This is a genomic window from Buttiauxella sp. BIGb0471, from assembly GCF_024807715.1.
GTDB classification, from domain to species: Bacteria; Pseudomonadota; Gammaproteobacteria; order Enterobacterales; family Enterobacteriaceae; genus Buttiauxella; species Buttiauxella agrestis.
Genome location: NZ_JANUEU010000004.1, coordinates 366190 through 378657 on the forward strand (window position 1 = coordinate 366190; position 12468 = coordinate 378657).

The 12468-nt window shown below is 50.8% G+C and carries 13 protein-coding genes; 2 read left to right on the top strand and 11 right to left on the bottom strand.

Going from position 1 to position 12468, the window contains the following annotated elements:
- Positions 1–8 precede the first annotated feature (8 nt).
- The 3 genes from M2371_RS15535 to ibpA form a co-directional block, all read right to left on the bottom strand.
- Entirely contained in the window at positions 9–1664 is a 1656-nt protein-coding gene (locus M2371_RS15535; RefSeq protein ID WP_259268109.1) for a putative transporter, read from the bottom strand.
- Between the two features lie 125 nt (positions 1665–1789).
- Positions 1790–2218 (bottom strand): small heat shock chaperone IbpB, encoded by a 429-nt coding sequence (gene ibpB, locus M2371_RS15540; protein WP_034499757.1) that lies wholly within the window; start codon positions 2216–2218, stop codon positions 1790–1792.
- A gap of 228 nt (positions 2219–2446) precedes the next feature.
- Complete coding sequence (ibpA, locus tag M2371_RS15545) at positions 2447–2860, bottom strand: small heat shock chaperone IbpA (RefSeq protein ID WP_034499759.1); 414 nt, start codon at positions 2858–2860, stop codon at positions 2447–2449.
- Positions 2861–3177: 317 nt separating this feature from the next.
- Between ibpA and M2371_RS15550 the strand changes: the two genes are divergently transcribed.
- Positions 3178–3498 carry a YceK/YidQ family lipoprotein gene (locus tag M2371_RS15550; protein WP_034499761.1) on the top strand — a complete coding sequence of 107 codons (321 nt, stop codon included), beginning with the start codon at positions 3178–3180 and terminating at the stop codon, positions 3496–3498.
- Here the strand turns inward: M2371_RS15550 and M2371_RS15555 are convergent, their stop codons facing one another.
- Positions 3499–4764: a DUF3748 domain-containing protein gene (locus M2371_RS15555; protein WP_259268110.1), complete on the bottom strand. Its 1266-nt coding sequence runs from the start codon at positions 4762–4764 to the stop codon at positions 3499–3501.
- Positions 4765–4895: 131 nt separating this feature from the next.
- On the opposite strand from M2371_RS15555, the gene cbrA reads away from it, so the two are divergent.
- Positions 4896–5996 carry a colicin M resistance lipid reductase CbrA gene (gene cbrA, locus M2371_RS15560; RefSeq protein ID WP_259268111.1) on the top strand — a complete coding sequence of 367 codons (1101 nt, stop codon included), beginning with the start codon at positions 4896–4898 and terminating at the stop codon, positions 5994–5996.
- Positions 5997–6058: 62 nt separating this feature from the next.
- Here cbrA and M2371_RS15565 read toward each other — a convergent pair whose 3' ends face one another.
- From M2371_RS15565 to M2371_RS15595, 7 genes are all read right to left on the bottom strand, one after another.
- Positions 6059–7396 carry an MFS transporter gene (locus tag M2371_RS15565; RefSeq protein WP_259268112.1) on the bottom strand — a complete coding sequence of 446 codons (1338 nt, stop codon included), beginning with the start codon at positions 7394–7396 and terminating at the stop codon, positions 6059–6061.
- 66 nt (positions 7397–7462) lie between these two features.
- Positions 7463–8611, bottom strand: coding sequence for a galactonate dehydratase (gene dgoD / locus M2371_RS15570; RefSeq protein ID WP_172892856.1), 1149 nt, complete (start codon positions 8609–8611; stop codon positions 7463–7465).
- Positions 8608–9228, bottom strand: a complete 621-nt coding sequence (locus M2371_RS15575) for a 2-dehydro-3-deoxy-6-phosphogalactonate aldolase (RefSeq protein WP_259268113.1) — start codon at positions 9226–9228, stop codon at positions 8608–8610. Before M2371_RS15575 ends, dgoD begins: the two co-directional genes overlap by 4 nt.
- Entirely contained in the window at positions 9212–10096 is an 885-nt protein-coding gene (locus tag M2371_RS15580) for a 2-dehydro-3-deoxygalactonokinase (protein ID WP_259268114.1), read from the bottom strand. Before M2371_RS15580 ends, M2371_RS15575 begins: the two co-directional genes overlap by 17 nt.
- A complete protein-coding gene (gene dgoR, locus M2371_RS15585; RefSeq protein ID WP_259268115.1) occupies positions 10093–10776 on the bottom strand; it encodes a D-galactonate utilization transcriptional regulator DgoR in 684 nt (227 codons plus the stop codon). The genes M2371_RS15580 and dgoR overlap by 4 nt, the downstream gene beginning before the upstream one ends.
- 279 nt (positions 10777–11055) lie before the next feature.
- On the bottom strand, positions 11056–11874 hold the full coding sequence (yidA, locus tag M2371_RS15590) for a sugar-phosphatase (protein WP_259268116.1): 819 nt from the start codon (positions 11872–11874) through the stop codon (positions 11056–11058).
- Positions 11875–12054: 180 nt separating this feature from the next.
- A complete protein-coding gene (locus M2371_RS15595; protein ID WP_115626822.1) occupies positions 12055–12444 on the bottom strand; it encodes a YidB family protein in 390 nt (129 codons plus the stop codon).
- Positions 12445–12468 lie beyond the last annotated feature (24 nt).

A 12468-nucleotide genomic window follows, 5' to 3' on the forward strand; every position in this document is an offset into this window, starting at 1 on the left:
CATCGTCATTACATCCAGAACAGTACGGCCAGAAGCTGCGGCGTGATAATGCGCAGGAACATCACCAACGGATAAACCGTGGCGTAAGAAAGTGCTGCGGCACCACTGGTCGCGTGCAAACCGTTTGCGAAGGCCAGAGCAGGCGGATCGGTCATCGAACCGGCCAGCATGCCGCACAGCGTCAGGTAATTCATTTTGGCGAGGAGCCGGGCAACCAACGCCGTGACCAGTAGCGGAATGCCGGTAATCAGAATGCCGTAGCCAATCCAGCTCACACCGTCACCATGCAGCAAGGTACCGATAAAATCACCGCCAGATTTTAAACCGACGACTGCCAGAAACAGCACAATCCCCAATTCCCGCAGCGCCAGATTCGCACTCGGTGGCATAAACCAATACAGCTTGCCGATGCTGCCGATTCTCCCCAGGATAATTGCCATAATCAGCGGCCCGCCCGCTAACCCGAGACGCAGTGCAACCGGGAATCCCGGAATAAACAGCGGGATAGATCCGAGCAGCACGCCAAGCCCAATACCGATAAACACCGGCAGCATTTGCACCTGCTGGAGTTTTTGCTGCGCGTTCCCCACCTCTGCCGCCACCGCCTCTATGGATTCCGGACGGCCAACCAGATTGAGGATATCGCCAAATTGCAGGCTGGCATTGCTGCTGGCAACCAGCTCGACGCCCGCACGATTCAGGCGTGAAATCACCACGTCATACTTTTGCTTTAAATGCAGGTCGCGGATTTTCTTGCCGAGCACTTTCTCGTTCGTCACCACCACGCGCTCCACACGTAAATCAGTGCCACGTGTGGAAAGTGAGGTATCCACCTGCTGGCCAATCACCAGCAATGCGGAGTGCAGATCTTTTTCCTGGCCGACCAGATGCAGTAAATCTCCGGTTTGAATGACGGTGCCAGGCGCTGGCACCATCAGCAATTCACCGCGTTTCAGGCGCGAGCAGATAATGGTGTCGCTATTGAGCACCGGAACATCCTGAATCGGCAATCCGTTGAGATTCGGGTTGGCGACGCAGATATTCATCGTCTGGAGTTGTGCGTGATATTGCCCTGAGCTGCTATCAAAACGTTGCGCTTCTTGATCGACATTGATGCGAAAAGCCATACGAATGAGCCACATGGTGAGCAAGATCCCGCAGATGCCGAAGGGATAGGCCATCGCGTAGCTCATCCCCATTTTATCCACCAACTCCGCAGGCGTGCCGAGATCGGTCAGAATTTGCTGACCCGCACCGAGTGCCGGAGTATTCGTTACCGCACCCGAGAAAATCCCCAGCACCACCGGTAACGGAACATCGAAAATTTTATAGATGAGCGCCGTGACCAGCGCGCCAATCACCACAATGAGCAGTGCAAAGAGATTAAGACGCAGGCCGGAAACCCGTAATGAAGAGAAGAAACCTGGCCCCACTTGAATGCCGATAGTGTAAACGAAAAGAATCAGGCCAAATTCTTGAATGAAATGAAGCATATCGCCATTCAGGTTGACTCCCGCCTGATTGATAAAATGGCCGACGATAATCCCGCCGAACAACACACCTCCGATGCCAAACCCGACGCCGCGAATTTTGATGTTACCAATCCACAAGCCCACGACTGCGACCAATGCCAACATACTGACGGTTAACGCTATTCCACTCATTTAAGAATTCCCTGTGAATAACATTATTGTTAACAAGGATTCTGGCAGAGAGGCAGGAGAGTTAATGGGGCGCAGAGCACAAAAAAGGCCCCATTAAATGGGGCCTCAAAAGGGGGATACTACTATTAGCTATTAAGCGCCGGGCGTTCGCTGATAGCGATGCGTTTCGGGGCGACTTCTTCCGGAATTTCGCGTACCAGGTCGATGTGCAGCAGACCGTTGGTAAAGGTCGCGCCGGAAACTTTCATGTATTCCGCAAGGGTAAAGCTCAGGTTAAATGGCTGAGTCACTAACCCCTGATGCAGCCAGGTGGTCTCTTTTTCAGATTTTACCGGCGTCCCTTTTACATGCAGACGCGTGCCTTCCAGCTCGATTTCGAGATCTTCCTGGCGGAACCCTGCCAGCGCAAGCGTAATGCGGTAATGGTTGTCATCGCCTTTTTCAATATTGTAAGGCGGGAATGTCTGGCCTTCGCTGCTGGTTTGTAAGGCGTTAGCCAATTTGTCAAAACCGATCCATTGACGCAGCAGAGGTGATAAATCGTAGTTACGCATAGTTATTCTCCTTCTATGAAGCGAGTTTTACCCATCGCCCTTCAAGATTCAGGGTTGTTGGCTGCTCTCGTTCACCCGAATCGCTTACTTTAGTAAGCTCATCGGGATTCATTCGATTGCCGCCTACCTGCATCATGAAGTTGCTCGGGTAAGAGCCTTCGGCTCCCTGTCGGCAAGCCTAAGTCTGGTTAAATTTTTGGTGTGGGCAGCTTAATGCGACCCGCAGAATTAATTGATTTCGATACGGCGCGGTTTCATCGCTTCTGGAATTACGCGTTCCAGGTCGATGTACAGCAGGCCGTTAACCAGGTTAGCGCCACGAATGTGGATGTTTTCAGCTAACTGGAATTTGCGTTCGAAGTTGCGTTCAGCAATCCCCTGATACAGATAAGTGCGCTCTGGCTGCGGGTCTGCATGCGCGCCTTTTACCACCAGCAGGTTATCCTGGGCTGTTATTTCCAGTTCGCTTTCCGCGAAACCGGCAACAGCAATGGCAATGCGATAGTTGTTTTCATCAACCAATTCAACATTGTATGGAGGATAGCCGCCGTTGCTCTGACCCTGGTTGTTTTCCAGCAGGTTGAACAGACGGTCGAACCCGATTGCAGAACGGTAGAGCGGGGATAAGTCGAAATTACGCATAAATTAAAACTCCTGATAATCAGCGAGACTCAAACATTGCCTTCCATCATGGACAGGCTTCAGGAACCCAGTACCCTTACGGCATACTGTTATTGGCTACATTCCTAAAATCGGTCCTTATCTACGCTTTTCAAGGGTACAAAAGGAAATTTTTTGCGACATTGGCTGTCAGTACATAGACTGCTAGTGGAGTAAACAAGATTAATCTGCGATAGCCGCCACAGAGTGGCAACCGCACAGTTTTTATTCTCTGTATGGGTGATATAACCCAATGCAGCCAGGCCGGAAGTGGCCCTTATTAACGAAAATTAACAGTGATGATGAAAAGTTATCTTCCAACAATAATTCTGGGCAGCGGGCTTCTGACAGTCAGTGGATGTTCAAGTGTTATGACTCACACAGGTGGGCAAGAGGGAACCTATCCCGGCACTCGCGCAAGCTACGAAATGCTGACTGACAGCGAAACGAGCTGGGGATACAAGCCATTTGTCGCGCTCGATATGCCGTTTACCGCAGTAGCGGATACCGTGTTGTTACCGTGGGATCTGTTCCGCGAAGATAAATCACTGAAATCCAGAGTTGAAGCAAGCGAGAGCAAGAACCTGGCGACCAATTCTGTGATCCCGCCCGTTCAGTAATTAAAGCCCTGTTTGGGTCATAAATAACTGGCGGAAACCATCGACATCTTGCATCCACGCAACCTGTTTCCCATCGGGTGAAAACACCACCGCATCCGCTGATGGCTCGTTGCCATTTGGCGGCGTGAGCGGTGTAATGGCACCATTATTCACATCGCACAATACAATCCGATTGTTCTGCACAAAGCCCACAGCCCGCCCTGACGGGTGCCAGTTAAACGCCGACTGAATGTCATCTTTACCTTGCGTAAGCTGGCGTGGCTCCCCGCCGTTGGGTGAAACCAGATACATCTGCACCACACCTGAATCGTCACGCATCAAAAATGCCAGCAAACTGCCATCCGGGGAGCTTCTCACCCAATGACGGGGCTGCGTGGCTAAGCCCGGGTAGCGGCGCTGGTGAGTAAACGTGAGGCGGCGTTGCTGCACACCCGCAGGTGGCGCAGGCAGCGTCGTTTGCGTGCCTTCAATCGGCTCATCGCCCGCAATAAAATAGGCTTCTTTTTTCTCGGGCAAATCAACGATAAACAGCTCTGGCACTTTGTCGCCGCTTTCTGAAAGCGTATCGCCGATAAACGCCAGCGCCCAGCGCTGTTGGTCTCCGTCTGCTTTGCGGTAGCCGTTATTGCCGACCCAACCTTCCTCGTAAGCACGGTTTATGTCATCACTGCCTGCCTGTGGCGTTGATGTCGTGCGGCTAACCAACACGCAATAATGGCTGCCGTCATATTCACGTGGATGTTGCTTCGCGGGTGTCACAGGCCCGTAAGGCAGCGCAATGCCGACGTTACGCAAATCTTGCGCCGCGTCGTATTCATGCATGACGTGGTCGTTATAGGTGAAGCTCAGGCGTGAACCATCGTGGCTCCAGACATGAACATGACTGCCACCGCGCAGTGCGCCTTTGGTAAAGGGTGGGGTGATATCCATTGCATCGAGATTGGTTGCAATCCCGTTTTCGACCACCACGCCACGGCGGTGATGGAAATCGTACTGCCAGGTTTCATCAGGATTTTCGGGGCCGTGGATACAAACATAACGCTCAGGTTGCTGCGGATTTACCGTCACTACGCCAACATGTGCACCCAATGATGCCCGATACACAACCTGCACTTCGCCGGTATTGATATTAACGCGCTCAATGGTTTCGCTGGTAAATGACGCGCCAGAAGGGCGCACATCAAACACCAGATATTGGCTATCTGGAGTCCAGGTATGGGTGTTGGTGAGTTGATGATGACGAGATGCAAAAGTGAGTTGTTTCATGTCGTTATCCAGACAATGACATCAAAGAGAGAAGAGTACAGTACACATAGATACCGGCCGCAGCAAAACTTCACGCTGACTTCATATTCGTTTTGTACATTGCCGTTCATTCTCTCCCTGAGGCAAAGACAATGGAACATTTCGACGTAGCAATTATTGGATTAGGGCCGGCAGGCTCAGCGCTGGCACGGCAATTAGCCGGATCGAAGCGTGTGATTGCACTAGATAAAAAACACCAGCATGGCACTGATGGATTCACCAAACCCTGCGGTGGACTACTGGCACCGGACGCCCAACGCTCATTTATTCGTGACGGTATAACCCTGCCAGTCGAGGTCATCGCCAACCCGCAAATTTTTAGCGTCAAGACGGTCGATGTGGAGACATCACTCACTCGCAACTACCAGCGTAGCTATATCAACATCAATCGCCACGCATTTGATTTATGGATGAAATCGCTTATTCCTGATGACGTCGTGGTTCACCATGACAGTCTGTGCCAGAAAATCTGGCGTGAAGAGGGTAAATGGCAGGTGGTTTTTCACAGCGATGGCCAAAAACAGCAGGTCACCGCTGATTATCTGGTCGGTGCCGACGGGGCTAATTCTCTGGTTCGTCGCCACCTGTATCCTGATCATCAGATTCGCAAATACGTCGCCATTCAGCAGTGGTTTGTAGAACAGCACCCCGCGCCGTTTTACTCATGTATTTTTGATAATGACGTAACGGATTGTTATTCCTGGAGTATCAGTAAAGACGGCTATTTTATCTTTGGTGGCGCGTATCCAATGAAAGAGGGACAGCAACGCTTTGAAAGTCTGAAAGAAAAGATGGCCGCATTCCATTTCCGATTCGGAGAAAAGGTAAAAAGTGAAAAATGCACCGTACTGTTTCCATCGCGATGGGCAGATTTTATTTGCGGGAAAGAAAATGCGTTTTTGATTGGCGAGGCGGCAGGTTTTATCAGCGCAAGTTCACTCGAAGGAATTAGCTATGCGCTCGACAGTGCAGAGGTCCTTAATTCAGTGCTGAAGAACAAAGCGGAGGATCCCAACGATGCGTACTGGCGCGCAACAAGGAAACTACGCATTAAACTCTACGGTAAAATCATCAAAAGCCGGTGCTTAACCGCCCCGGGATTAAGAAAATTGCTGATGCAGAGCAACGTCGCGCATATCCCGCTAAACATAAATGAGCCCACCTGCCGGGATTACACAACGGAAAATCTGTGATGCAAGATATTAGAAGTTTCACCCTGAAGCGTTGACGCCTCAGGGTAAATGCCTGGAGATTTTTATCCCACCCTTTCTACTTTACCCACCAGCAGGATGTAGGAGAGTGCGCCAAGCAGCGCCACAACTGAGATATAAACCAGCGCTGGAGCGAAACCGTAGCCCTGCGCGAGGTAGCCGACAACCAGCGGAACGGTGATCCCGCCCAGGCCGCCAACAAAGTTGAATACTCCGCCGGTCAGACCAATCAGGCGCATCGGTGCCAGCGACGAAACCAGCGACCAGGTGATTGAAGCAAAGCCGTTACCAAAGAAGGCGATGGCCATTAGCGTCATAATCCACACCGGATCGTTGGTGTAGTTCGCGCCCATAATGCAGGTGGAGATCAGCAAGCCGCAGATGATTGGCGTTTTACGCGCAATCCCCAGTGAATAGCCTTTGCGAACCAGCCTGTCAGCCACCCAGCCCGAAAGCAGCACGCCAAAGAAAGCGGCCAGGAATGGAACGGTAGTCATAAACCCGGCTTTCAGCGCGGTAATGCCTTTTTCTTGAGTGAGATAATTCGGGAACCAGGTCAGGAAGAACCACAGCGTGGACGTGACCGCAAACTGGCCAAGATAAACGCCAACCAGTTTGCGATGGAATACCAGTTTCCAGTCGGCTGCGGTCATAGGAATGCGGGATTTTTTCTCGGTTGGCGCATCGCCATCGACCAGGCCACCGCCATCACGAATATAATCCAGTTCAGCCTGATTGATGCCTTTGCTGGCACGCGGTGACTGATAAACCTTAATCCAGATAAATGACCAGATGATGCCTACGCCACCGGTGATAATAAACACCCAGTGCCAGCTCAGCATTTCCTGAATCCAGATAAGCAACGGCGTGAGGAATGCCAGCCCGACGAATTGGCCAGAAGTATAAAAACCTACCGCCGACGCACGCTCATGTTCCGGAAACCAGCTCGTCACCATGCGGTTATTGGTCGGGAAAGCCGGAGCTTCAAAAATACCGGTAATCGCACGCAGGCCAATCAGCGACATTAAACCCGTGGCAAAACCCTGGAATAAGGTTGCCACTGACCAGCCGAAAATCGCGATGAAATAGGTCATGCGCGAGCCGACGCGGTCAAGGAACCAGCCGCCAGGAATCTGGCATAAAGTATAAAGCCAGGCAAAAGCCGAGAAGATATAACCCATCTGGGTTTTGGTAATACCAAACTCTTCCTGAATATGGGCAGAGGCCACGGCCAGATTCGCGCGGTCGACATAACAAATAACCACGGTAATAAAGATCATAATAAGCGTCACATAACGACGACGCGTAGGTTTTGTAGCGGTTACAGAAATATCCATCGTGTTCTGTCTCCAGAATTTGGGCATGGCAATACCAGCCACCATGCCCTGTTATATACAGAGGGTGTTTTATATTTATTGGGGTATTACAGGTGGTTTATAAAATAACCCTCACCATTCGGCAATTGAACCATCTTCGTAACGCCATAAAGGGTTGCGCCAGTCGGCTACATTTTTACTGCGTTCAATGACTTTTTCTTCGTCAATTTCTACACCAAGGCCCGGTTTCATTAATGGCATAAAGTGACCGCCATCCATTTTGAAGTCTTCTTTATTTTTCACAAAGTCGAGCAGTTCGGCACCTTTGTTGTAATGAATGCCCATGCTTTGTTCCTGGAACACGGCATTGCGAGAGACAAAATCGATATGCAGGCAGGCAGCCAGCGCAATCGGCCCGAGCGGGCAATGCGGAGCCAGCGCCACGTCATAAGCTTCAGCCATTCCGGCAATTTTGTAGCACTCGGTGATACCACCAGCATGAGAAAGATCGGGCTGCAGAATCGCCAGTCCGCCCGCTTCAAGTACGCGTTTGAACTCAAAGCGCGAGAACATACGTTCGCCTGCGGCGATTGGAATGTGGGTTTGTGCCGCCAGACGCGGATAGTATTCTGCTTGCTCGGCAAGAACCGGTTCTTCAATAAACAGCGGGCGATATTGCTCTAATTCTTTAATTAATACTTTCGCCATCGGCGCACTGACTCGGCCATGGAAATCCAGACCAAATTCAATTTCATTGCCAAAGGCTTCGCGAATTTGTGCAACGGTATTAACAGCGGCATCAATTTTACGGGAGTTATCAATAATTCCCATTTCTTCACAGCCATTTAATTTAAAGGTATCAAAACCAATTTTCCGCAATGCGGAAATACCTTCAATAACTTCTGACGGACGATCGCCACCGACCCAGCTATAGGCTTTAATTTTATCGCGAACCAGTCCACCCATTAATTGCCAGACTGGTGCATTTAATACTTTACCTTTTATATCCCACAACGCCTGGTCAATACCGGCAATTGCGCTCATCAGAATAGGGCCACCACGATAAAAACCGCCGCGATACATCACTTGCCACAAATCATTAATACGCGCAGGGTCCTGCCCAATCAGCATTTCACTTAATTCATGAACGGCTGCCTCAACGCTTTTTGCCCGGCCTTCAATAACCGGCTCGCCCCAGCCAACCACGCCTTCATCAGTTTCAATTTTCAGGAACATCCAGCGCGGGGGTAATCGATAAGTGGTTAATTTAGTAATTTTCATGGCTGCACAGCCTCCTTGTACGCTTTAACAAATGCTTTCGCCTTCTCAGTTGTACGCTCAACAGATTGACCAGCACGGTATAAATCGCTGCCAAGACCTGCTCCAGCGCAGCCCGCTTTTAGCCATTGCACCAGGTTTTCAGGCGTCACACCACCAACCGCAAACACGGGTACTTCTGGCGGCAGCACGGCTTTCAGCGCTTTGATGTAGTCCGGGCCAAAAGAGGAAGAGGGGAATATTTTCAGCGCCTGAGCGCCCGCATCCAACGCGGTAAACGCTTCTGAGGCGGTGGCACAACCGGCGCAGACCGTCATTCCGCTGGCGACCGCGCGACGAATAACTTCCGGCTGCGTATTCGGTGTGACAACCAGTTTGCCGCCCATTTCAGCCAGTTCAATGACCTGATCGGGTTTCAAAACGGTCCCTGCGCCAATCAGTGCGCGATGCCCAAATTCTGCAACCATTGCGCGAATACTTTGCTGCCAGTTGGGTGAATTCATCGGGATTTCTATCGCATCAAACCCCGCACCCAGCAACGCGGCAACATGTGCGTGTGCTTCGTCTGGTGTAATACCGCGCAAAATAGCGATGAGCGGAAGATTAGTTTGCCACTGCATTTGCAATACTCCTTATTCCTGCCTGGAATGCATTGTCGCCATCCAGCACTTTCGCCTGGTAACCCAGCAACTCAAGCGCTTTGATATAGCGCTGGCTCAGGGATGGATTAGCAACAATGGTGACAGGCTGTTGAGTGTCCGGAGCGTACAGACGAGTCATCGCCGCCACTTCGTTACCAATCAACAACCCGGAAAGAAATTCGCTGACTTCGCTACGCGGCAGTTCACCCAACACATGGGCAGCCCGTATTTCGAAAAGTCGTGGCAACAAATCGCTATCGTTAATACCGCGATGCAGCCCGGCCTCGAAGGCATCGTGACTGGTTTGTTGCTCAGGCAGACCTGCGCCAATTAAGGAGTGGTTCAGCAGAATATGATGCAGCTCACCGGTCATCACGGTGCGGAAATCCTGCACCGTTTCGTTATGCGCATGAACCCATTTGCAGTGCGTTCCCGGCATGATGTAGAGCGACGACGGGCCAAGAGTACGCGCCCCGAGAAGCTGGGTTTCTTCACCACGCATCACGTTGCAGTTGCCATCGCTCTGGACGCTAAGACCGGGAATGATCCAGACGTTATCCAGCACCGGGGTCAGTTGCTGGCTTAAATCAGAAAACCGCGCCGGACACGGTAAGTAAGGGGCGATTTTCCACCCGGCATTGCTGCCTACCATCCCGGCCATCAGCACTGGCGTATTCTTTTCGCGCCAGCCCTGGCTGACTTCATCGAACACCGCTTCTGGGGTTTTACCGTTCAGGCGCGTAACGCCTGCGGTAGTCTGGCGACTATCTATGCAAATGCCGTCCTGGAAGAGCCAGGCGCGCAGGTTAGTCGAACCCCAGTCAATAGCGATGTAGCGTGATGTCATGTGATTTCCTTTAGTCGTTTGGTGGAGCTGGCAATCATTGTCAGCGCCGCTTTTTCTGCCGCCTCTCTATCCTGATGACGAATCGCATCGAATAGCGCTTTATGTTCCTGAAGCGTTTGCGGCATGTTGGCTTCATCACCCATCCAGGTGCGTTCGAAAACGGCACGCTGGAGCGAGCTTATTGCGATACTTAACTGCTGCAGCACCGGGTTATGCACTGATTCCAGCACCGCTTCGTGGTAACGAATATCGGCTTCGTTGAACGCATCACGATTCTGGTTATTCGCCACCATGTCGTTGAGTGCGCCTTCGATACGCGCCAGGTCATTTGATGTAGCCCGTTCTGCGGCCCAGCGTGCGATGGCGGGTTCGACCAGGTTTCTCACTTCGCTCATGGCGCTAATCAGACGCGGGTCGTAGTCGTTTTCCAGCACCCACTGCAACACTTCGGTATCAAGGTAATTCCACTGGTTACGCGGCTGCACAAAAGCGCCGCGATAACGCTTCATTTCGACTAAGCGCTTCGCCATCAAGGAGCGAAAAACTTCGCGGATAATGTTGCGTGAGGTTTCGAACTCCTCACATAAGTCCGCTTCTGACGGTAATGCAGCGCCCGGGGTGTACTTGCCGCCGACAATCTGTTTGCCCAGCGTCACGATGATGCGATCGGTCTTAGTCATGGTTTGCCCTGTTCAACATAGGTTTTAACCACACTTTACCGCGATCGCTGAAAAACACCGCTATTTTGAAGTACCAATGCCATTCAGATTATTCTTCTGATGTTCTTAATGTAGTACAACACAGACATGTTGTACTACAATTTGGATCACAAAACAGACAATCAATAGATATAAAATATGTGGAAGGATCGTGTTGTTACATTGAAGGGGAACTGAAATGGGGTATTTGAGGGTCGAGAAACCCCGGCTGAGTTATTGCCGGGGCTTAAGGCTTAAATGTTATCGATCGTTCAGAACAAACTTCTCAATCGCATATGCAACGCCATCTTCGAGATTCGATTTTGTGACGAAATTACTGACTTCTTTCACTTTATCAATGGCGTTTTCCATCGCCACACCGATACCTGCGTATTCCAGCATCGCAATGTCGTTTTCCTGATCGCCCAGCGTCATCACTTCTTCTTGCTTGATGCCTAAGGATTCCGCCAGCGCTTTAACGCCTGTGCCCTTGTTAACGCGCTTATCGAGGATCTCAAGGAAATAAGGCGAGCTTTTCAGCAATGTATAACGCTCATACACATCGGCTGGAATTTTCGCGATGGCTTTATCCAGAATCGCTGACTCGTCGATCATCATCACTTTCAGGTACGCGCCGTTTTTATCCATGTTTTCTGGCTCGCTGAACACCAGCGGGATATTGGCGACAAAGGATTCATGAACGGTGTAGTAGCTGATATCGCGGTTCGCGGTGTACAGCGTGTGTCTGTCCAGAGCGTGGAAATGGGAACCGACTTCGCGGGAAAGCTGCTCCAGGTAGCGATAGTCGTCATAACTCAGCGCAGTTTGCGCCACGGTGCTGCCATCGTTGGCCTTCTGAACTAATGCACCGTTATAGGTAATGCAGTAGTCATTCGGTTTATCCATATGCAGCTCTTTGAGATAGTTCTCAACACCTGCAAAAGGACGTCCGGTACACAAAACAACGTTGACGCCGCGTTCGCGCGCGCTGGCGATGGCTGCTTTAACGGCTGGAGAAATGGTGTGGTCTGGCAGCAACAGTGTGCCGTCCATATCAATAGCAATGAGTTTTATAGGCATAGGATTTTCTGAGGTAATGAGTTTATCTCATGCTAACGCGATTAAGCCTGCAAAAATAGCGCTACGTTGCTTAAGAAATAGGTCCGTTTTAACGGTAAGAAAACGCCACCCGGAATCGTAAAATGACACGAGTGAGTGGCGTTTATACCCAAAATAATTCGAGTTGCAGAAAGGCGGGTATTAGCGGAAGAATTTATCCTTCAGCATATGGAAACCTTTGGTCAGCAAATCTTCATCGTGAGCGACTTCACCTGCTGGCGATAAAGTATCGACAATTTTCGGAAACTGCTCTGCCAGCAGCTGAGATGCACTTCCCACATCAATCCCGAGTTTTTCAGCCAGGCCGCTAATTGCAGGCGTGCCCAGGACATCTTGTATTTGCTCAGGGCTAACGCTTTGATTATGCGCGCCACTCAGCCATGAAGTGACCACATCTGAGAAACCTTTTTCGCGAAACCGCTCCAGAATTGCCTGAATGCCGCCTTGTTCATTTATCCATGTAAGGATGACTTTGAATTTACCTGCATCGCCACCCCCCATCATGCCAGTAACTTGATCGAATAAACCCATGACCGTGTCCTCTTGCATTCACGA